This window comes from Paenibacillus sp. BT-177 (assembly GCF_025846815.2).
Classification (GTDB): Bacteria; Bacillota; Bacilli; order Paenibacillales; family Paenibacillaceae; genus Paenibacillus; species Paenibacillus polymyxa_C.
The window spans coordinates 221,197-241,253 of the sequence record NZ_JAOYTP010000003.1 but is presented as its reverse complement, the minus strand read 5'-3'; the positions used below and the strand labels follow the sequence as shown (position 1 = coordinate 241,253).

Genomic DNA, 20,057 nt, shown 5'->3' with positions numbered 1-20,057 from the left:
TCCTCCTCTTACTCTACAACTTGGCAATGTTCTTTTTGCAGGAATGATAGAACTTCATCATGAAGTGCTATCGCTTTAGGTTCATAAATGATCGCCACTTCGCGTCCATATGCATAATTGAAACGTACGTATCCGCCAAGAGACTGAAGAAAAGCCAAGCAGATATGCTCGTTTTCAATCCATAGATTTGAGTCAAAATGCTGTTTAAAACGCTGAGCCAATACCTGTATAGATGCTGGAGCTACTTGCAAGGCTTGATCGTTCGGATTGGCTGAACCGTAAGCTTCCGCCGTCTCTGGTGGATTAAATAGTAGAAATGTTGCAACTCTATCCAGACTGACAGGCTCGAAATAACGGGGGAATGGCTCTATTCTTCCGAATTCATCCCGTAGTATATACTCCAGCGTATCTATAAATGGTGCCTGAACATCTAATGGCTTCATAGTAATGACCTCCGAATGTCGCGGTAGCCAAAGCAAGCCTTCGACCTGAGGATGCACCGCTAGGAAATCACCATCTATGGAGCTGCCGATGACCACGCACTCGCTCAGCTGTTGCGCGGTGATCGGACAGTTATCATCATGCGTCCACAGTTCGTAATCCGCATAGGATTGCAAAAGTTGAGGATCAGGTCGTTCAATCACCAGCAGGCCGCAATAGGTACCTGGCCCGTATTGGGTGAGAAATGAAGCGTAGGGAATTGGTAAAGTTATGCCATAGGTATGTTCGAAATTTGTCAGTTCATCGGCAGCTACTGGCGTGTGTTGTGTGGAAACCCAATACATGTAGAATACACCTGCTTTCTGGCACTCTATCTATAGGGATGGAGTCCAAATGTAAATGAGAGATATGCTATAATCAGGAAATAAAATAGTTAAATATTAGTCTATCTCAATTATGTAAGAACTACAATTTGTGAGGGTATGAGAGGGGAGCACATCGTATGACATCGGGGGTACAGGCCTACATAGATCCAATTTTTGAGGAGATTGACCAGAGATACGCTTCTGAGCAAAAACGCATCGCGGAATTCAAGACCAAAAGCGTCCTTCACGAAGGGATTCATGAATACTTAAAAGTTACCTGTAAGAGAGACGGGTTATGGGTGGATACCTACGAACCGTTTGATTGGGATCATCGTAGACCAGATATGGATATTTCCGGTTTTATGGAAGGGGTGACGCTCCAGCAGGTGCAGGATGAATGGATGCCTGTGTTCAAAGAACGGATAGCGGCCCTGTATAATTCAGAAGAATTTAGTCCTATGTTTTTTCGTTATCGGCTGGAATTTCATCTAGAGGTGGTCTTGGAGAATAAGGCCAGTCATTTTACATTCTCGCTGTTGAACGAAGATAAGCGGCAGCATCTGTTAGCCACTATCGAACAGTTTGTGGAGCAAAAGCTTGACCCTGCCAGTAAAGCTATCCCGAAGGAAGAGGACGATTTTTTCTTAGTAAGGCACTTGCTTGATCCTCATTTGTACCCTATAGACGCCCAGCGGGTGAATGAGCTGTTGAATCGAATGGATGCAAAAGTGCAGGTTAGCCGTAAGCGAGAAGAAGCATGGAGGCATCAGCTGAGCAGAGGCTTAATGCATTGGGCTGAAGATGAATTTTTGGCCAAATACGCAGATCGGGAAAAAAACTACGGGCTGGAGTATACGGTGAGGCCTGATATTCTTCCTTCAGATATTCCTGCCCCCGCCATGGAGATGTTCCTGCTCACCGCGATGCGTGTGGGTTCGACCGATGCCGATGCACGGCAGAGTTATTTGGAGATTGCTGCACAACTGGGTTCAAATCAGGCAGCCGAGTGGCTTAAGAGTGGATCAGGCAGCATTCCAGCGTCATATACAAGTGAGCGAGTCACCTGCCAAGCGAATGATATTTTGCAAACACTGGAGGTTCAGATTCGTTCTGAGGAAGAAGAGAGCTATAGAGAAGCACTCGTATATCTATGTGATATATTACGAAAAGGCTTTACTAAGGAATATGGGATGAAGTTCAAAAGCAAAGTGAAAAACTATCTACCCATACCCAAGTTAGCCAAATCTGCATTACATCGTTTCTTTGCCAATGCACTTGAATACCCTTCGCTGCACCCGTTGCTGGCGGAATATGCCGAGACTGTGATGGAAGAATTCAAGTGGTACAACGATGTAGAGCCGGGGGAGAAGTCAGCAATGCCGGGAACCTATGCGGTGATGGGATTAGGACTTAAAGGAACGGAATATTTTCCGTTAGTGAGTCGTTATATGAAGCTAGTGGATAGTGAGCACCAGTCGGTGCAGGACGGTTACGCCGCTGTGTTTGCTGAGGCACATGGACTGACACCGGATACGATTCCCGTATGGGCGAGGATTCTTTTGGCAGGTAATGATTCTGCCAAACCTCTGAAATCGGCTGGCATTGAAAGTGCAGAACAGGCGAAGGCGCTAGTAGATGTACTTGAGAAGTTGGAAGACTACGAACAAGAGATGATCGTTTATCGTATATGGGGTAGTGCAAAGAAACTAAAAAACAGCCTGAAGCAGGCTGTCCCTGAGGTAAAAGAGATACTGGAGACGCTTATTCCATAAAAGCATCGTATTCATGATCATATCGCAGTCCCTGCGCAATGCGTTGAACATCCGGCTCGCTTCCACTGCGGCGCAGTACTTCAATAACATCTGTACAGTCGCTATCTCCAGCCGAGATTGCACGTGGTGGTCTGACAGACGGCCTGGACCAGTGCTTCTAGGCTGTCAAAAGTTTGTATACTCATGTTTGGAATGCTCACCCTTAGACGCTTGTTTATGCTGTAGTTTTTTTAATATTTTTAAGATGGCCTGGCGATTTTTCGCATCCTTAATGTACTTTGGAATGGAATGGGAAGCCGTGCGCATCATACCGGATGTGGGTTTTTCCCGCAACTCGGCAGAGATATAGGAGAGCAAATAATTCAGGTGTATCCGGTTAAGAGCCCACACCGGTTTCCCACGATAGTAATCAAGGAAATACAGCTGGAGCTGGAAAATAGGATCTTTTCCATTTTGGATCACGTCTGTATGCCATTCACGTGACTGCATACGATGCACCGGAACTTGATTACGTGTCTCACAGTGCGGACAGTGTATATTCGTATTTTTATGAGTAACCGTTCGGTCATCATGGATTTCAATATTAAAATATCGCTCGCAATGGCTGCATACACCGCGTGCATAGAATTTATACGATTCTGGCTGCTGAAATGTGTAGTAACAATGAGAGCAGCGAACAACGTAATAACAGTCTTCTTTTGATTTGGAAATAAAAGCTTGGCCCTGACAGCGAGGACAGTGAACAGCTACCTGTTCTCCTCTCCGGATCACGGCGGCAAAGTCATATTTATATCTATATTCATCTTTGAAGCGTTTTTGCTCCATGTGCGTTCCTCCTTTTCGGAAAGAGCGTAAAAACGTACTTTTTATATATCGTATGTTATAATATTCCTTAACAACAGAATGGCTTAGATGGGCGGTCGGCTAGTCTCCTGTAAAGGAGGTGAGGCCTGTGGAGGTTAAAGACACCTTAATGTTGATGATTCAATTTGCAACGTTGGTGATTCTGATTCTTTCCTTCCATAAAAAGAAATAGACCGCCCTCGACAAAGGCAAACGGTCTATTTCAATGATCATCCTTTGACACGGCTACCGCCCTTAAAAGCGGCTGTTGCCAAAGAGTGAGGATGTTGACGCATCTTCACTCTTTTTTAGAATATACATCTTATTCCCATTTTAACACTTGAAAAAGGCCTTTTCAATGTGTCTAAGAGTGAAAAGGCGAATAGGATGTGCAAAAGGAGAGGGCGAGCATGAGCATTTTTACAGGGCTGCAACGTTCGCAGTTTCAGGCTTATTATGATGAAGAATTTCTTATAGAGCATCGTTTTGAAAATGGTAGGGGCTTTCCGCCTTCCTATATAGATTACGTCAAGACTCTTGGCTACGGGCGGTTATGCGGCGTATGGAACATCCATATTCCTCTCGGGGATCATCCGGATTCATGGCTTCATCGTTACCGTGACTGGCGGACCTGGTTTGATGATGTACTGGAATCGGAGGAGGTCTTACAAGAAGCGGCGTTGGAGCCAGATGGTTTCCCGGAATTATTGGAGCATGCCGTTCCCTTCGCTTCCAGTGAAGAGGATGACCTGCTGGTCTGGGATATTCAATCGCCTGATAAACGGGGGGAATTCCCGATTTATGCTTTAAATCTGCGCACATGGGGTAACTTTTGGTATGCAGCCCCGGATTTGTATTGCTTCGTCGAAGCGCTGCTGGATGGAGAACGCGTAAAGTCGATTTTGGGAACACATCGTACACCATTCCCTTATACATTTGAACCCTTTTAAATCGTTAAAGAGCCACCCTGGTTTTCGAACTCTAAGGTGGCTCTTTGCGTTGCTATTCTTCTAGTTTTTATGCCTGGGCTAAATATTGCTGTACCAGCTCATATCCAGCCACGCCCATTACAGCATATTGATTATATTCTTCCAGTTCCAGATTGCGTATATATTCATCCCCGCAATACAGATGGCCCGCACAATTAAAGTATTTTAGCTGCTGTTGCTCCTCGGATAGAGGGCGATGATCGATAATAGGCCATACTCCCTTCGTCAGATTTTGGGTGGCGGTGAATATAACCTCAAATTGCCCCCGATAATCTATGAAGGAGAGATATGTAGTTTCACCCTCGTATGCTTGATTCTGACCTATGGATAGAACACCAAAGGAGAACGCTTTTTTGAATCGACCATACAATGCGCAGATCACTTGACATACCGCAAATCGGCCGTCATGTAGAGGGATAACAAAAATATCGCCTTCCTGATGTTTGATTCTTTTGAATACCATCGTCAGGCCAGCTCTTCCTGAAGAATCTCAGTTTTTAGACCTTTAGCGCTGGTAATCGTAATGCTAATCGCATCAAAACCGTTTCGCTTGGCCTTTTCAAAATCACAACGTTCGCCGCTGATCAGCTCCAGCTGCCCGTTCTCATCCACATCATTTGCAAATTCGTCATCCCAATCAACATTATAAAAAGCAGTCACGGTCACCTCAAAGGTATCTTCACCATCATCGTCCAGATAAGGCAGCAGGGGGGTGCGATTGTTCTGCTGTTCCTCCGTATACGCTTCACACAGCAGTGCATCGTAGCCATGGCGGGTTCCATCAAAAATGACGATCTGCTCACCTGTGACCGCATCTTCTGCAATAATGAGCTGGGGTGCAAACTCCGTTACAGCAATCAGCTCATCCATGAATTCTCCATAGTAAAAAATGTGGAATTTCGTATTTCCGGTCTGTGAACGGAGCTTACCTGTCCATTCTTGTTCAACCCATGCCTCTGGGTTTTCGGGTACAACCCAATCCTCCAAATAAGCAGGGCCTAATTTAGCATGATGTGTTTCTGTCATTTATAGCGTCTTCCTTTCTTTTTCGTTTTATTATGACATGGACAGGGTAACGATTTTGTTGTCCTCATCCACATCTACCTTCACATTTACTCCGAGCTTGTCCTTAAACAGCTTGCTGATATTAATATAATCATCCTTCACCGGCCTACTTGAATTACCAGTGGTGCGAGTCATTCCAGCGGTGATGATAGAGCGCACGTAGGTTTTGTCGAGGCTGGCTTCAGGATTGTAAGTATAAATAACCTGTTCCTGTTGGTTGTAATAATGGGTTAACTCCGTATAGTCGTTGGCGTTCTCATACTGTTTTTCCTCACGTACATACTCAGGATGGTCCATGGTATAGTGGATTCCCCCATCCAAAAAAGGATTTTCTTTGGAGGGCTTGAGTTCATACTGTCCATAGGCTAGTTGAAACAGATACTCCATGCCTGAGCCCTTTGCCTGATAGTAGAGCTGACGATGGTCCCCTTTTTTATCTATTGCGGTATAGCTGCTGATTAAAGGCCAGGCATCATATTTTTTACCCTTTACCTCAAGGGCAAGCTTGTAATGTACAAGCACCTTCTCGTTTTGGAATAATCCAAAGCTGCTCATAATAAAATAGGCAGGCACACAAATAATTCCGATAATTAATATGAATATAAATATTCTTACACGCATAAGTAGAGTGATTCTCCTTTGGTTGTCGATTATGTGGACAGCTCACGCTGGGCAGATGCACCGAATTCCTCATGTTGCAATAATTGCTTCAGCGCTTGTTGCGCAAAAGGGTGGGCTTTATGTGCGCGGAGCAGTGCAAAAGCGGCCCCCTTGACTAAGATATATGTATCACTGCGGATTAAGTCCAAAGCTATACGTAGGTCTGCTTCTGAACAAGGCATCCATACCAAAGTTTGTAAAGCTGCGTTTCGTACATCATCATCTTCATCAGGCTTGGACAGCAGCTCGCGAATTCCTCGCATGATCATCGGCTGCTGGCTTTGATCTGCATATAGTCCGATGACCTTCAGCGCTTCTATACGAAGCAGATCATCCGCGGATGATTGCTGCACAAGCTGTAAAAGTAATGCGATGGTGTCCTCCACAGGCTGGGGGATTGCTGTTAATTCGCGTAATGAGACTAATCGATCTTCATACGATAGTGTAGGGAAAATAGATAAGAACGTCTTTCCGTCATCATCAGTTTGTATGGACATATACCCCCCTCATTTCTTAGCCAGATTACTTTTTGACATTGTGTATTACCTACTCTCGTTGTCTGTAGTTCGATAAAGCTTCTTCCGTTCCGCCACCCTCTAGCAGCACCATAACCGCATAGGAAATTGTATCAATCCAATCGTCAAGCGTACTAATCTGCTCTACGGTCAGCAGGTGATTTCGCTGCAGCATACCATCAGGATGCAACGCCCATGCCCGTGTATATTGGCAAATCCCCCACAGAGCGGATATAAGCTCCCGTTCTACGGACGGTTTCTCCAACTCATCTGCCAGAACTTCAATGATAGTCATGAGCTCATGAAAATTATCCTCGATCAGTTCTCCCTGGAAGGGACGAAGCATCCCTAGAAATCCGCTTCGCATTTTGGGATGCTCCAGATCATCATGAATAAAAGAATGACAGTGCAACAGCTCACGGGCTTCTTGTTTATTCATGAAGTTCCGTAATCTCTGCACGGATACCTCTGCACAGAAAGCTGCCTGACAGCCCTGACAAGGCATCGATGTCAACGACCATGTCTGCTTCTTCATAGCGGAAATCGAGCTGCAAGATGATATTTTCTGTTTCTACAGGGGTTAATACATGCTCTTTGGTTTCCAGAAATGTAAAAGTCACTGCATAGCGTGGAATATCTTTGGCTGGAGCCTCAGGGATCACTGGTGCCTCAGCCGAAGGTTCCAGATCCGGTGATTTAGGAACCAGCACGCTAGCGGGGGATAGCTCAATTGTCAGTGTAATCTGGTCTTTCGTCATATTGGCAGCCGTGATTCGGTCATAGTGAAAAGGTGGAAAATAGCCGAGCTTTTCTACAATGCTGTCTGCACCTTGAATAGAAACGGTTGGAGAGAAAGCCAGTTCCAGTCCGATGGACCCTGTCAGTTGGTCTTCATATTCTGAATTGATACGGATATGGACCTTTTCCGGCTCTACCTTCAAAATCGTACCTATAAAATACTGTTTGCCATGGATCAGAACAACATCATGCGGAACGAACGGCAGAGCTCCTCCCGCTTGATAATGAATGAGATATTCGTTTTCTTTTTTTTCAGCCTTTTGAACTTGAATTTGCATAAATTGCAGCCTCCTAGGGTTAATGGGATGACGGATTGTTTAAGTGTGTGGTAAAGGATACGGAGTCCACGATTGAAAAACATACTTCATATCCGGAGTATCCTTTTCGAGCATAAATGGAAGAATATCCATAATGGCACGTGCTTTACTACCAGCATAAAAGTTGCGCGAGCTGTGTAACAGTTTGGTTGCCTTTATCCACTGGCTCAGCTGTATCATAACGTCTTCGACGATTGTTTGGTCGATACGTTCATAAATGTCCTGACGGATCGAAACAAGCATCCCGCAATTGTTGGGGGATTGACCCATAGGGTCATTGGACAAAAGAATGTAGACTTCCGGCGTTGTCCCTTTGTTATAGGACGATTTGATACTGGGAGCCTCGATAACCAGCATCAATGGAGTCAATTCATTATCGGTTACAATGCGGAGCAACTCCTGCTTGTCCCAGCGGATCTTACCGTGTTTGGCTTTCTTGGATTGATAGACAGACACACGGGTATTGCGGATTCCTGATATGTTCAGGAGCGTTTCAAAACAATCGAACAGGTTAGTAAAGCACTCTTCGGCAAACAAAGTGTGCTTCTCCGATAAGGAACCTATCATTATGAAATTATAATGTAGATTGTTAACCACAAGCATCCATCCTTTATTCATGAATTACCAATTCTCCTACCATAATATATGACATGGTGATTGAATTCACCTTTTGCGTTATTCGTTAAAATCGTTTGGAAACCAGTTCAACTTCGCGTATACTAGGAAAGTCATATATGGAACGGCCTGAGCCGCCTTGCGGCCGTATGTTGAGTTACATGAACAGATTCAACGATAACGGATATGCTCCCTTCCTGAAAAGGGGAGAATGAGAACCGATACAAAAATGGGAATTCTGAACTATGGAACGATAGATGTCATATGGCACATGAACCTATTTTACGTGACACATATTGAATACAGATAAGGGAAGTGAATACAACTTGAAGAATTTTACAGCATTAGGCGTGGAGCAACATTGGGTAGAAGCCTTGAAAGAGCAGGGCATCTCAGCGCCAACACCTGTACAGCAGGAGTCCATTCCACTGTTGATGGAAGGTCAGGATGTGATTGCCGAGGCACATACGGGGACAGGGAAGACGCTTGCGTTTTTACTGCCGATTTTACAAAAGCTAAATTTGGACAAGCGGCACCCGCAGGCGCTTGTGATTGCACCTACGCGTGAATTGGCACTCCAGATTACAGAGGAAGCTAAATGCTTGGCTGCTGCGGAGCCGAGTTTATCTCTACTAGCTGTTTACGGAGGACAGGACGTGGAGCGTCAGCTTCGTAAACTAAAAGGGGGCGCACAACTGATTATTGGTACACCTGGGCGACTGCTGGATCACCTGAGACGTGGCACGCTCGATCTAGGCGGCATTAAAATGCTGGTCCTGGATGAGGCTGACCAAATGCTGCACATGGGCTTCTTGAACGACGTGGAGACGATTCTACAGGAGGTTCCTTACCGGAGACAAACAATGCTGTTTTCCGCTACGATGCCAGCTGGTATTCGTAAGCTGGCTCGTGTCTATATGAACGAACCCGTTGATGTCAAAGTGAAATCGGCTTCTTCCGTTCCAGTGAGCCAAATCCGTCAGGTCGTTGTACAAACAACAGACCGTGGTAAGCAACAGGCATTGGTAGATATGCTGAATACGGATCGTCCGTATTTGGCTGTTATTTTCTGCCGTACTAAGCGTCGGGCTTCTAAACTGAATGAGGAGCTCCAGGAGATGGGGTTCGAGAGCGGTGAGCTGCACGGGGACTTGTCCCAGAACAAGCGGGAGCAAGTGATGAAGGCGTTCCGTGAAGCGAAACTTCAATTACTCGTAGCGACAGATGTAGCTGCACGCGGCTTGGATGTAGAAGGCGTCACGCATGTCTTCAACTATGACATGCCGCAGGATGCCGAAAGCTACATCCATCGCATCGGGCGTACCGGCCGTGCCGGAGGCAAAGGCGTTGCGGTGACGCTCGCCACGCCGAGGGATGTTCCGGAGCTTCGGAACATCCAAAGAGTTGCTGGTGTCACATTCACCAGCAGTGAGGGCGGCGGGCAGCGTAGACCTGCTCCCGATACGGCTGAGCGGCAGGGTAGAAACGACCGCTCAGGCAGAAACGACCGCCGTTCCTTTGGCGGCAACGATGCTGGCGGTGGACGCCGCAGCGGCCGCGAACAGTCCGGTCGTCGTGACGGCGCAAGCGGCGAGCGTCGCTCCAACCGCAGTAGCAGTGAACGTGGCGGATATGACCGCAGTAGCGGCCGTTCTGTACGCGAAGGTCAAGGCCGCTCGGCAGGCCAAAGCAGCGGACGTGGCGGATATGACCGCAGCAGCGGCGGATCTGCACGCGGAGGTCAAGGCCGCTCCGCAGAGCAAAGCAGCGGACGTGGCGGATATGACCGTAGCAGCGGCGGTTCCGCACGCGGAGGCCAAGGTCGTTCGGCAGGCCAAAGCAGCGGACGTAGCGGATATGACCGTAGCAGCGGCGGTTCCGCACGCGGAGGCCAAGGTGGACGCGGTGGACAAGCCAAAGGCGGTCCGCGTGGTGGTCAAGGTCAAGGAGGCCGACGCGGTCGGTCCAGGTAGATAAAATGGGGGTATTCTCATAGAATGCTCCACTATGGTTATCATAATAGCCCCGGGGAGGCTCATCTTCCGGGGCTATTGTAATCTTCAACTATGCCGCTGTAAGAACAGCATCATAAGATAAAGAGCAACGAAAGATCCCTTGAGATAACCGAATAGCGGGCAGGACATTTTTTAAAAGATAATTTGGAGGGGTTATACATCATGCAGGAACAGGATATGGGCAAGCGTGCCATGGTCTCAGCATGGATCAGCCTGATCAGCAACATCCTCTTAACCGGCATCAAAATAATCGCAGGACTCATGTTCAACAGTAAGGTACTGGTGGCCGATGGTGTGCATAACGCCGGGGACGTCATTGCTTCTGCAACGGCACTGGGAGCGATGAGAATATCCAGCCAGCCGCCGGATGAGGATCATCCTTATGGTCATGGCAAGGCAGAAGTAATTGGTGCTAGTGTAGTGGCGGTCATACTGTTCGGGGCAGGCATATTTATCGGCTATCATTCCATTGCCGCACTGTTCGAACCGATGCCACAGGAGCATATACTAGCCTTAGTGGCAGCCATTATTTCCCTGCTCTGGAAACAGTGGCTGTATATCTACACGATTCGTATTGGCAGAGCGGCCAATAGTCAGGGTCTCATTGCGACGGCAAAAGATCACCTGGCTGATGTGTATGCCTCGGGAGCGGCTGTCTTGGGGATCGGATTAGGACTGATCGGGGAACATTGGGATATTCCGATTTTATCTTACGGCGACCCCATTGCGGGGTTCGTAGTGGCGTTGCTGGTTCTGAAATTGGCGTGGGAAATGGGTCGCGAATCCATAGATGTGCTCATGGAGAAGGCCATTGCAACCGAGGAAATCGAAAGCTACGCAGCAGCGGCACTGAGTGTAGTCGAGGTTCAGCGTATTGATCGTATCCGTGCCCGTGAGCATGGTCATTATATTATCGTTGATATCCGAGCTTCAGTGGATGCCTCTTTGACGATTCAACAGGGACACGATATTATCCGGCTGATCAAGAGGGCCGTCATGAAGCAGGAGCCGCGGGTTTATGAGGTGCTTGTCCATTTGAATCCGTGGTATGCAGACGACCTCCATGCTGTAAAATCAACAGAAAAAGAGCCTGAAGATAAGGTGTAACCGATACGAATAACGCCCCTAGAACAAACGCCTCGAATTGACAGATAACTTGCCGGAAGGGTATGCTTTTAAAAGCCGAACGATGATGAATAAAAGCGAGGTTACCCGAAAATATGCGAAAATTTTTAAAATGGCTAGGTATTTCTGTGACTGCTGCAGTCCTTTTAGTGGGCGGATATTATGCTTATTCTATATATCATTTTACGAATCAAATTTCGGTTGCTTCCGGCCAGGACTCGAAATTTAAACCGCAAACCCAAACATCAACCAATGTACAACCTGTAGAGGTATCACTCCCACCGGAATGGGATGGAACAGAGAGAGTGAATATTCTGCTGCTTGGCGGCGATTCTCGTGGAGAAGATTCAGGGCGCTCTGACTCGGTTATGGTTGCTTCTGTTGATCCGGTTACGAAAAAGGCCACACTTATGTCGATTCTTCGTGATACGTACGTCAAGATCCCGGGTCATGGGCAAAGTCGATTGAATGCAGCCTTTTCCTACGGTGGGCCTGATTTGACCAGACAGACTGTGAGTGACCTCCTGGGCATACCAATTCAATATTATGTATATACTGATTTTAATGGTTTCATTGCGTTGGTTGATTCTGTAGGTGGTATTGACCTGGATGTCGAAAAAGATATGCATTATACGTCCAAGGCAGACAAACACCAGTTTGATATTGACTTGAAAAAGGGAATGCAGCACATGGACGGCAAAACAGCCTTGCAATATGTACGTTTCCGTCATGATGCGACTTCCGATTTTACACGTACGGAGCGACAGCGCAAATTCATTACCGAACTGGGCAGTAAAATACAATCGACCTCGTCGCTCATTAAACTGCCAAGTATTTTAAATAGCATATCTCCTTATATTGAAACGAATCTGAGTACAACGGAAATGCTGCAGTTGGCTTCATTGGGTTTTAATATCGATGCTAAAACGGTAGCGAAGCAGCAAATCCCGCCAAACGAACTGGTGCGCGGGGAAACCATCAAGGGTGCGCAGGTGTTGGGTGTAGACGAGCGGAAGCTCAAGCGATTCATACAGAATCTTTTTGAACAAGAAAACAAACCGGTGACTACGACGGTGGAGGCTGCCACCACGACAAATGATACTCCATAACCCTTCAAAGCAAGCGAAGTTCGTACAATAACGTACAACTTTGTTTGCTTTTGTGTTTATTTGGGTATAACCTTGTATATTTTGTTGCAAAAATATATCGTAATTATGAAGAACGTATACTCATCTGTCTAAAGAGAAGGGGAATGTCATGTGGAAATAACTCCGGCATGGAAAGACCGGTTTAAGAAGTTTTTCCTGAACAACAAGTTTGTGTTATTCCTGTTGGTATTGCTGCTGATCGGTTTGAATATCTTAGTGCTTACCAAAATTTCATACATATTTACGCCTGTCATCGTGTTGCTGAAAACGATCATTCTCCCGGTCATTTTGTCCGGTGTATTGTACTATCTGCTCAATCCGTTGGTAGATGTACTGGAGCGAAATAAGGTAAAGCGGGTATACTCCATTGTTGTCCTGTTTTTGCTCATTATAGGGATTATCGCTATTGTGATTACATCGGTGGTACCTGTGATCCGTGATCAGATACAGGGCCTTATCCAAAATGTCCCTGCCTATACCGAGCAAGTCAAACAACAGTTTGAGCGACTGATTGGCAGTAACTTTGTCAACCAGTTCCAGAACACCATTCAAATAGATCCATCTGAACTGGCCTCCAAAGCTTCTGAAAAGTTATCTGGCTTTATCAATAATGCATGGACGGGTGTGGGAAGCTTTTTGGGTGTGATTACGGAAACTGTGCTTGCGATCGCTACGGTTCCGTTCATTTTGTTCTATTTGCTGAAAGATGGACACAAGCTGCCGCAGTGGATTCTAAAAATGCTTCCACCTATGTTTCGTAAAGAGACAGATCGTATCATGACCGAAATGAATCATCAGGTCAGCTCGTATATTCGTGGACAGATTATTGTCAGCTTCTGTATTGGAGTGCTGCTGTATATTGGTTATCTGATTATTGGATTAGACTACTCTTTGACACTTGCGGTCATTGCGTCCTTTACGAGCGTGGTTCCCTACTTAGGTCCTGTAATTGCCATTACACCCGCGTTAATCGTAGCTATAGTTACCTCACCGATCATGCTGCTCAAAATGGTTATCGTATGGACAGTCGTACAGCTTATTGAGGGTAAATTTATTTCACCACAAATTATGGGTAAATCTCTTCGAGTACATCCGATCACGATCATCTTTGTTATTTTGACAGCTGGCAATTTGTTTGGTGTGGTAGGAATTGTACTAGCGGTTCCAGGTTATGCCGTCTTGAAAGTAATCGTGACCCATCTGTTTAGTTTTTTTCAAAAGCGTTCACATCTTTATGAAGCAGATAAAGTAAAGTAAAAAGCAAGTCTCTATAAAAAGTAAACATGGCTAAATATGTGCGGTAAATCTGCTATTTTGCCCCTCTTGGTTAACTGTGGCTTTACGTGCTATAATTAATGCCTATTCGTATTCCAAAATAGAAAGGTCAGACTTTTTATGATAAAACTCAGCATTCTTGACCAATCTCCGGTATCGGAAGGCATGACGCATGCACAGGCATTACAAAAGACTGCTGAGCTTGCTATAGAGGCGGAACGCCTGGGCTATCATCGTTTCTGGGTATCCGAGCATCATGCAGCCTCTAACCTTGCAGGCTCCAGCCCGGAGGTATTGATTTCACACCTGGCTGCCCGTACCTCTACCATTCGAGTGGGGTCGGGTGGTGTGATGCTGCCTCATTACAGCGCTTATAAAGTAGCGGAAAACTTCCGGGTATTGGAGGGATTGTATCCGGGACGCATTGATCTGGGTCTGGGGCGAGCGCCTGGAGGAATGCCGATTGCTACCAGAGCTTTGCAGGAGGGGAAAATGCGGGGCGGCGTTGATCTGTACCCCGAGCAGCTGGATGATCTGCTAGCCTATTTGCACGATAGCACAGGCAACCAGCATCGCTTCGGTTCGCTACAGGCGATGCCGCTCGTAGAGACCGTGCCGGAAATGTGGCTGCTTGGCTCCAGCGGCGATAGCGCAGGTCTGGCCGCCGAGCGTGGCGTAGGCTTTGCGTTCGCGCAGTTTATTAATGGTGAAGGCGGCACAGGTGCTATGAAGGGATATCAGGAAAGCTTCCAGCCTTCCCAGCATAGTGAGCAACCGCGTTCGCTTGTTGCCGTATTTGCGATCTGCGCGGATACCGAGGAGGAGGCCAATCGTTTGGCTTCCAGCATGGACTTGTCCCTGGTGCTTTTAGAGCAGGGCACGCGTTCCGCAGGGACACCTTCTGTCGAAAAGGCGCTTGCGTATCCGTATACGCCATATGATCGGATGCGCATTCGTGAGAATCGCAAGCGTATGGTGGTCGGTTCACCCGAACAGGTCAAGCGTCAGCTTGAGCAATTATGCAAGGACTATAATGCACAGGAGATCATGGTTGCGAGCATCATTCACGACTTTGATGCCAAAATGAAATCAATACGCCTCATGGCTGAAGCATTTGGACTGTCCTCTGTACAGGCTTAATGCGAATGGCCAGAATTAAAAGATCACAGCTTTAGGGCTGTGATCTTTTTTTGATTTTTTGAGGAAATATTGAACGTTACGCATTGTAAATTAGAAGGAATATGCCAGTTAACACTTGATAATGATTATCAATATCTTTATTATATAAAGATAGAATGAAGTTTTGATGAATGTCGTGCGTTAAGCCCGTGACTATATATATTGGATTAGGGAAAGGGATGATTCCAAATGTTTCGTCTGAAAACGGCAAATCTGGATATTGCTTATGAAGATCGATTGATAGTAGAAGATCTGAACGTAGAAATACCGCAAGGGAAAATCACAGCATTGGTAGGTGCAAATGGCTCCGGTAAGTCGACCATTCTGAAAACGATGGCTCGCATCATGAATCCTAAAGGCGGTAGCGTTCTGTTGGATGGTAAATCCATTCATAAGCAATCCACCCGGGAGGTAGCCAAGCAGTTGGCTATTTTGCCGCAGAATCCGACTGCGCCGGAAGGGTTGACCGTGACGGAACTGGTATCTTACGGACGTTTCCCCTATCAAAAAGGTTTTGGTTCCATGAAAGCGGAAGATCGCAAAATGGTAGAGTGGGCCATCCAAGTAACGGGAATGAGCGAATTTCACGATCGTCCGATTGATCAGCTTTCTGGTGGTCAGCGTCAGCGTGCCTGGATTGCTATGGCGCTTGCGCAAGATACGGATATATTGTTTTTGGATGAGCCGACTACATTTTTAGATATGGCGCATCAACTGGAAGTGCTGCATCTGTTAGAGTATCTGAATACTTCGGCAGAACGCACCATTGTTATGGTCGTGCATGACTTGAACCATGCAGCCCGGTATGCTCAGCATATGATTGCGATCAAAAAAGGGAAAGCGAAGGCGGTAGGAGCCCCGACTGAGGTTATGACCCCCGATGTGCTGCGTGAGGTGTTCGGGATCGAGGCGGATATTGTTACTGATCCTCGTACAGGGGTACCACTCTGTCTTCCGTATGCTTTGGCTGGTCAGCCTGCGGTAAGCCAAGCAGTAAAGGGAATGAATGTAGAAGAGAAGCAAACGGTGGGTTCTGTTGCCGAGCGGCGTGATGCTAGACCACAAGTAGCAGCAAGAGGTTAGAGCGTCATCAAGTGGCAGCATCAGCGGTAAAGGGTCTGTGGATATTGGCATGTCCGTCACGTTTTGGGTAAAATAGGTTAAGAACCTAAACCAAGCGACATGAAGGAGGATGCTGTATGTCTGTCTATTCATATAATGCCGTAACACCAGCCAATCAGGAGGTTTCTCTGGAAACTTACACAGGTAAAGTGCTGGTTATTGCGAATACCGCCAGTAAGTGCGGACTTACCCCGCAATATGGGGATTTGCAGAAGCTTTATGACGAATATAAGGATCGAGGACTCGTTGTTTTAGGCTTCCCTTGCAACCAATTTGGCGGTCAGGAGCCGGGCAGCAGCGAGGAAGCGGCTGAATTTTGCCAATTGAATTACGGGGTTAATTTCCCGGTATTCGCCAAAGTGGATGTGAACGGACCGGATACAGCAGCTCTGTTTGAATATTTGAAGAAGCAGCAGCCTGGAGAACAGGAAGATGGTACAATTCAGTGGAATTTTACGAAATTCATTGTAAATCGTGAAGGTGTGCCTGTGGGGCGTTTTGAGCCTAAGGAGTCACCGGAAGCGATGAAAGCTGCCATTGAGCAGTTGTTATAATAGCTTCGTGTAATTCCAAAGTATATGTATAAACAAGGTCTGATTTCTGCCTGTCTCAGGGGAAACAGACCTTTTTTTATTCTCTAAATGAGCATTTACCTAAGAATTGACGCATCGTGTGGAAAGTCTGTTCCAAGGGCATAATCAGGGTGCAGACAGGGAAAACTGTATGGAGCAAAAAAAGATTTCAGCAAACGGCTGATCTAAGACATCCTTACCTTTTTAAATGTGGACAAACTGTGAATATCATAAAAAGCTATTGTAATGTGAAAAATATCACATTATAATAAGCGCATGAAGTGAAATAAATCACAAGAAGTAACGAGTTACCTAAGTGAAAGTATTCACAATTATTATACATTTTATGCCCACACTCCAAGGAGGAATTCAACATGAAAGTAGCAGTTATCGGATGTACACACGCAGGTACAGCAGCCATAGTCAACACAGCTAAATGTTATCCAGATGCCGAAATTACGGTTTATGAGCGTAATGACAATATTTCATTTTTATCTTGTGGTATTGCACTGTACGTAGGTGGTGTCGTCAAAGATCCACACGGATTGTTTTATTCGTCCCCAGATCAACTGGCTGATATGGGTGTAGTGACCAAGATGCTTCATGAGGTAACGAGTGTGGATACAGCCGGCAAAACGCTGCATGCACGTAATCTCCAAACAGGTGAGGAATTTACGGACACATTTGATAAATTGATTGTGACTACTGGATCGTGGCCAATTATTCCGAAGCTGGAAGGCATTGAACTTGATCATATTTTGCTCTGCAAGAACTATAATCATTCGAATGAAATCATTGAGAAAGCCCAGCACGTTCAGAACATTACAGTCGTCGGAGCTGGATACATTGGTGTTGAACTGGTAGAAGCTTTTCAAATGAACGGTAAGAACGTAACGCTGATCGACAGTGCTGATCGTATATTGAATAAGTATTTAGACCATGAGTATACAGACCGGATTGAGAATTCCCTGAGAGAACATGGCATTAAGCTGGTACTTGGCGAGACAGTAAGTCGTTTTGAAGGGACTAACGGTAAAGTAAGTAAGGTCGTGACCTCCAAAGGAGAGTATGAAACAGAGCTTGTTATACTCTGTATCGGTTTCCGACCTCAAACGGATCTGCTCAAAGGTCAGGTAGATATGTTGCCTAACGGTGCGATCATTGTGGACAATTATATGCAAAGTAGCTGCCCGGATGTGTTTGCAGCAGGCGACAGTTGTGCAATTCGTTATAATCCGACTGGCAAAACAGCTTATATCCCATTGGCGACGAATGCGGTTCGAATGGGGACGCTGGTGGCACGCAATCTGGTACAGCCGACCATTGCCTACATGGGAACACAAGGAACCTCGGGTATCAAAATTTACGAAGATAATATTGCGGGAACAGGAATGACAGAAGCCGCAGCAACCGACGAGGGGATGACTGTAGAAGCTGTAACCATTGAGGACAGCTATCGTCCTGAGTTTATGCCAACCTCTGAAAAGGTGTTGCTGAAGGTTGTATATGAGCAGGAGACACGGAGAATTGTTGGGGCGCAAATTATGTCGAAGGTCGATTTGACGCAATCCATTAACACGCTGTCTGTAGCCATTCAAAATCATATGACCATTGACCAGTTGGCTTTTGTCGATTTCTTCTTCCAGCCGCACTATAACAAGCCTTGGAATTTCCTGAACGCGGCAGGTTTGCAAGCATTGCCTACAATATCCGAACGGAACCCAGTTACTGTATAATTCAATTTGTCTGTGACATTGTTCATAAGTTTGTCAACAATCTGAAGCGTACGGATGAATCCTTATAGTACAATATAGAGAGCATAAGGATTAGGGGGAGACTTTATAATGGATTTGTTTTATATCCTTTTTCTTGTAGTTGTTGCAGCCGTCGGTCTGGGCGGAGTTCTTTGGTTCTTGAGAGCTGTTGAAAAGGAAGAATACAATTAAATGTAAAGCGCGTAGTAGCGCAGTAGATGTAATAAAATAGAAAAACAGTCCTTTATCCAAGGGCTGTTTTTTTATACTTTAGAAAGTGATTTTTTTCACAAACAAAATCACTGATTTTAAATAAAATATAAAAGAAGAATATTTTGTTTAAAAGATATTAAAGGAGCGGGGGCAGATGGCAAGCTATAAACCGGGGCAAATTGCCGAAAAGACGGTGGAAACAGGAGTGGCCAAAGCGAACAACCCGTGGACTGTGGCGGTGGTATTGGGATTTTTGGCAGGTGCATTTATTGCACTCGGGTTTTTGCTGGATATACGCGTTATTGCAAGTGCACCTAAAGAATGGGGGAGTATTGCTACCTTTATTGGAGCGGCAGTGTTCCCTGTAGGTCTGGTGTTAGTTTTGATCGCTGGTGGGGAATTGCTGACCGGCAATATGATGGCAGTGCCTTTGGCGAGATGGGCAGGACGAATTAAGACAGGAGCTATGCTTCGTAATTTGGCGATTATTACGCTCAGTAATTTTGCAGGTGCATTATTTGTTGCATTTTTCTTCGGGCATGTTCTGGGCTTGACCGAAACGGGTCCTTACCTGGATAAAGTGGTGGATATGGCAGGACATAAGCTGGATGAAAGCTTTTTGCAGTCTTTTATATCAGGTATAGGATGTAACTGGCTTGTAGCACTGGCTGTATGGATGGCGTATAGCACAGACTCTATCGGCGGCAAAATTATGGGAATTTGGTTCCCGACCATGGCCTTTGTTGCTATTGGGTTTCAGCACGTTGTTGCCAATATGTTTCTCATTCCGGCGGCTATATTTGCAGGTCATTTTTCATGGGCAGAGTATGTTATGAATTTCATTCCGGTCTGGTTGGGGAATTTAGTAGGAGGCAGTCTGTTTGTGGCTGGAGCCTACTGGCTGGCCTATCTGAAAAAAACTCAAACCAACACACATTCCGTGAATGAATCTCAAATTACTTCTTCCGTTGCATCCAATCCGTTGAGTGATCATGCATAATCACGTTACTTTATGAAGCAATGAACAAAGCAAATCCGCCATGACAGGCCCGGGGGAACGAAACCTGTCATGGCGGATTTTTTGGGAGTGGTCCATGATTTGGCATGGAGGATGAGTGTGCTCTCGTCCATAATGCCTTGATCTCTTTTACCCTGGGTATGTAATGATGAAACAGCATGATAAAAAAATAATTATGATTTTTAAAATCCGTTTTGCTCTATACAGCAGGCGGATTTTTATATATTTTGGAGAGATGCTGTGTGGTAAAATCCTT

The 20,057-nt window shown here is 45.9% G+C and carries 21 protein-coding genes; 12 read left to right on the top strand and 9 right to left on the bottom strand.

The window, feature by feature from the left end; translation table 11 throughout:
* Positions 1–8: 8 nt before the first annotated feature.
* Positions 9–785 (bottom strand): SMI1/KNR4 family protein, encoded by a 777-nt coding sequence (locus tag OIU26_RS11500; RefSeq protein WP_165079779.1) that lies wholly within the window; start codon positions 783–785, stop codon positions 9–11.
* A 158-nt stretch (positions 786–943) separates the two neighbouring features.
* On the opposite strand from OIU26_RS11500, the gene OIU26_RS11495 reads away from it, so the two are divergent.
* Complete coding sequence (locus OIU26_RS11495; protein ID WP_264216901.1) at positions 944–2,578, top strand: DUF6138 family protein; 1,635 nt, start codon at positions 944–946, stop codon at positions 2,576–2,578.
* Between the two features lie 165 nt (positions 2,579–2,743).
* On the opposite strand, the gene OIU26_RS11490 is transcribed toward OIU26_RS11495, so the two are convergent.
* On the bottom strand, positions 2,744–3,403 hold the full coding sequence (locus OIU26_RS11490) for a hypothetical protein (RefSeq protein WP_264216900.1): 660 nt from the start codon (positions 3,401–3,403) through the stop codon (positions 2,744–2,746).
* A 118-nt stretch (positions 3,404–3,521) separates the two neighbouring features.
* On the opposite strand from OIU26_RS11490, the gene OIU26_RS11485 reads away from it, so the two are divergent.
* Positions 3,522–3,614: a putative holin-like toxin gene (locus tag OIU26_RS11485; RefSeq protein ID WP_219727865.1), complete on the top strand. Its 93-nt coding sequence runs from the start codon at positions 3,522–3,524 to the stop codon at positions 3,612–3,614.
* Between the two features lie 217 nt (positions 3,615–3,831).
* Positions 3,832–4,371 carry an SMI1/KNR4 family protein gene (locus OIU26_RS11480; RefSeq protein ID WP_264216899.1) on the top strand — a complete coding sequence of 180 codons (540 nt, stop codon included), beginning with the start codon at positions 3,832–3,834 and terminating at the stop codon, positions 4,369–4,371.
* A gap of 67 nt (positions 4,372–4,438) precedes the next feature.
* On the opposite strand, the gene OIU26_RS11475 is transcribed toward OIU26_RS11480, so the two are convergent.
* Genes OIU26_RS11475 through OIU26_RS11445 form a run of 7 tightly spaced genes read right to left on the bottom strand, consistent with a single transcriptional unit; the run spans position 4,439 to position 8,383 of the window.
* On the bottom strand, positions 4,439–4,873 hold the full coding sequence (locus tag OIU26_RS11475; protein ID WP_264216898.1) for an immunity 26/phosphotriesterase HocA family protein: 435 nt from the start codon (positions 4,871–4,873) through the stop codon (positions 4,439–4,441).
* A 2-nt stretch (positions 4,874–4,875) separates the two neighbouring features.
* Positions 4,876–5,436: a hypothetical protein gene (locus tag OIU26_RS11470; protein ID WP_264216897.1), complete on the bottom strand. Its 561-nt coding sequence runs from the start codon at positions 5,434–5,436 to the stop codon at positions 4,876–4,878.
* 30 nt (positions 5,437–5,466) lie between these two features.
* Positions 5,467–6,096 carry a hypothetical protein gene (locus OIU26_RS11465; RefSeq protein WP_264216896.1) on the bottom strand — a complete coding sequence of 210 codons (630 nt, stop codon included), beginning with the start codon at positions 6,094–6,096 and terminating at the stop codon, positions 5,467–5,469.
* A 29-nt stretch (positions 6,097–6,125) separates the two neighbouring features.
* Entirely contained in the window at positions 6,126–6,632 is a 507-nt protein-coding gene (locus OIU26_RS11460) for a HEAT repeat domain-containing protein (RefSeq protein WP_264216895.1), read from the bottom strand.
* 49 nt (positions 6,633–6,681) lie between these two features.
* Positions 6,682–7,089, bottom strand: a complete 408-nt coding sequence (locus OIU26_RS11455) for a hypothetical protein (protein ID WP_025677547.1) — start codon at positions 7,087–7,089, stop codon at positions 6,682–6,684.
* Positions 7,082–7,726 (bottom strand): immunity 50 family protein, encoded by a 645-nt coding sequence (locus OIU26_RS11450; protein WP_264216894.1) that lies wholly within the window; start codon positions 7,724–7,726, stop codon positions 7,082–7,084. Before OIU26_RS11450 ends, OIU26_RS11455 begins: the two co-directional genes overlap by 8 nt.
* A gap of 39 nt (positions 7,727–7,765) precedes the next feature.
* Entirely contained in the window at positions 7,766–8,383 is a 618-nt protein-coding gene (locus tag OIU26_RS11445) for a hypothetical protein (protein ID WP_264216893.1), read from the bottom strand.
* 323 nt (positions 8,384–8,706) lie between these two features.
* On the opposite strand from OIU26_RS11445, the gene OIU26_RS11440 reads away from it, so the two are divergent.
* The 9 genes from OIU26_RS11440 (at position 8,707) to OIU26_RS11400 (ending at position 19,783) form a co-directional block, all read left to right on the top strand.
* Positions 8,707–10,353 (top strand): DEAD/DEAH box helicase, encoded by a 1,647-nt coding sequence (locus OIU26_RS11440; protein ID WP_264216892.1) that lies wholly within the window; start codon positions 8,707–8,709, stop codon positions 10,351–10,353.
* 204 nt (positions 10,354–10,557) lie between these two features.
* Positions 10,558–11,502 (top strand): cation diffusion facilitator family transporter, encoded by a 945-nt coding sequence (locus OIU26_RS11435; protein ID WP_264216891.1) that lies wholly within the window; start codon positions 10,558–10,560, stop codon positions 11,500–11,502.
* Positions 11,503–11,615: 113 nt separating this feature from the next.
* Entirely contained in the window at positions 11,616–12,629 is a 1,014-nt protein-coding gene (locus OIU26_RS11430; RefSeq protein WP_025677555.1) for an LCP family protein, read from the top strand.
* A gap of 150 nt (positions 12,630–12,779) precedes the next feature.
* Entirely contained in the window at positions 12,780–13,925 is a 1,146-nt protein-coding gene (locus OIU26_RS11425; protein WP_013373486.1) for an AI-2E family transporter, read from the top strand.
* A gap of 138 nt (positions 13,926–14,063) precedes the next feature.
* Positions 14,064–15,083 (top strand): LLM class flavin-dependent oxidoreductase, encoded by a 1,020-nt coding sequence (locus OIU26_RS11420; protein ID WP_058830239.1) that lies wholly within the window; start codon positions 14,064–14,066, stop codon positions 15,081–15,083.
* A gap of 228 nt (positions 15,084–15,311) precedes the next feature.
* Positions 15,312–16,205 carry an ABC transporter ATP-binding protein gene (locus OIU26_RS11415; RefSeq protein WP_013373484.1) on the top strand — a complete coding sequence of 298 codons (894 nt, stop codon included), beginning with the start codon at positions 15,312–15,314 and terminating at the stop codon, positions 16,203–16,205.
* A gap of 116 nt (positions 16,206–16,321) precedes the next feature.
* Positions 16,322–16,798, top strand: a complete 477-nt coding sequence (locus OIU26_RS11410; protein WP_129550131.1) for a glutathione peroxidase — start codon at positions 16,322–16,324, stop codon at positions 16,796–16,798.
* Between the two features lie 392 nt (positions 16,799–17,190).
* Entirely contained in the window at positions 17,191–18,552 is a 1,362-nt protein-coding gene (locus tag OIU26_RS11405; protein ID WP_016822845.1) for an FAD-dependent oxidoreductase, read from the top strand.
* Between the two features lie 385 nt (positions 18,553–18,937).
* The gene (locus tag OIU26_RS11400; protein WP_264216890.1) at positions 18,938–19,783 is read left to right on the top strand and encodes a formate/nitrite transporter family protein; all 846 of its coding nucleotides are present in this window, start codon (positions 18,938–18,940) and stop codon (positions 19,781–19,783) included.
* Positions 19,784–20,057: the final 274 nt, after the last annotated feature.

Excerpts from the sequence above, each read along its gene's own strand:
- OIU26_RS11475 (WP_264216898.1), bottom strand. The coding sequence starts at position 4,873 with ATGGTATTCAAAAGAATCAAACATCAGGAAGGCGATATTTTTGTTATC.
- OIU26_RS11415 (WP_013373484.1), top strand. The coding sequence starts at position 15,312 with ATGTTTCGTCTGAAAACGGCAAATCTGGATATTGCTTATGAAGATCGA.
- OIU26_RS11470 (WP_264216897.1), bottom strand. The coding sequence starts at position 5,436 with ATGACAGAAACACATCATGCTAAATTAGGCCCTGCTTATTTGGAGGAT.
- OIU26_RS11500 (WP_165079779.1), bottom strand. The coding sequence starts at position 785 with ATGTATTGGGTTTCCACACAACACACGCCAGTAGCTGCCGATGAACTG.
- OIU26_RS11455 (WP_025677547.1), bottom strand. The coding sequence starts at position 7,089 with ATGAATAAACAAGAAGCCCGTGAGCTGTTGCACTGTCATTCTTTTATT.
- OIU26_RS11495 (WP_264216901.1), top strand. The coding sequence starts at position 944 with ATGACATCGGGGGTACAGGCCTACATAGATCCAATTTTTGAGGAGATT.
- OIU26_RS11400 (WP_264216890.1), top strand. The coding sequence starts at position 18,938 with ATGGCAAGCTATAAACCGGGGCAAATTGCCGAAAAGACGGTGGAAACA.
- OIU26_RS11490 (WP_264216900.1), bottom strand. The coding sequence starts at position 3,403 with ATGGAGCAAAAACGCTTCAAAGATGAATATAGATATAAATATGACTTT.
- OIU26_RS11465 (WP_264216896.1), bottom strand. The coding sequence starts at position 6,096 with ATGCGTGTAAGAATATTTATATTCATATTAATTATCGGAATTATTTGT.
- OIU26_RS11405 (WP_016822845.1), top strand. The coding sequence starts at position 17,191 with ATGAAAGTAGCAGTTATCGGATGTACACACGCAGGTACAGCAGCCATA.
- OIU26_RS11410 (WP_129550131.1), top strand. The coding sequence starts at position 16,322 with ATGTCTGTCTATTCATATAATGCCGTAACACCAGCCAATCAGGAGGTT.
- OIU26_RS11450 (WP_264216894.1), bottom strand. The coding sequence starts at position 7,726 with ATGCAAATTCAAGTTCAAAAGGCTGAAAAAAAAGAAAACGAATATCTC.
- OIU26_RS11460 (WP_264216895.1), bottom strand. The coding sequence starts at position 6,632 with ATGTCCATACAAACTGATGATGACGGAAAGACGTTCTTATCTATTTTC.
- OIU26_RS11435 (WP_264216891.1), top strand. The coding sequence starts at position 10,558 with ATGCAGGAACAGGATATGGGCAAGCGTGCCATGGTCTCAGCATGGATC.
- OIU26_RS11445 (WP_264216893.1), bottom strand. The coding sequence starts at position 8,383 with ATGAATAAAGGATGGATGCTTGTGGTTAACAATCTACATTATAATTTC.
- OIU26_RS11420 (WP_058830239.1), top strand. The coding sequence starts at position 14,064 with ATGATAAAACTCAGCATTCTTGACCAATCTCCGGTATCGGAAGGCATG.
- OIU26_RS11430 (WP_025677555.1), top strand. The coding sequence starts at position 11,616 with ATGCGAAAATTTTTAAAATGGCTAGGTATTTCTGTGACTGCTGCAGTC.
- OIU26_RS11480 (WP_264216899.1), top strand. The coding sequence starts at position 3,832 with ATGAGCATTTTTACAGGGCTGCAACGTTCGCAGTTTCAGGCTTATTAT.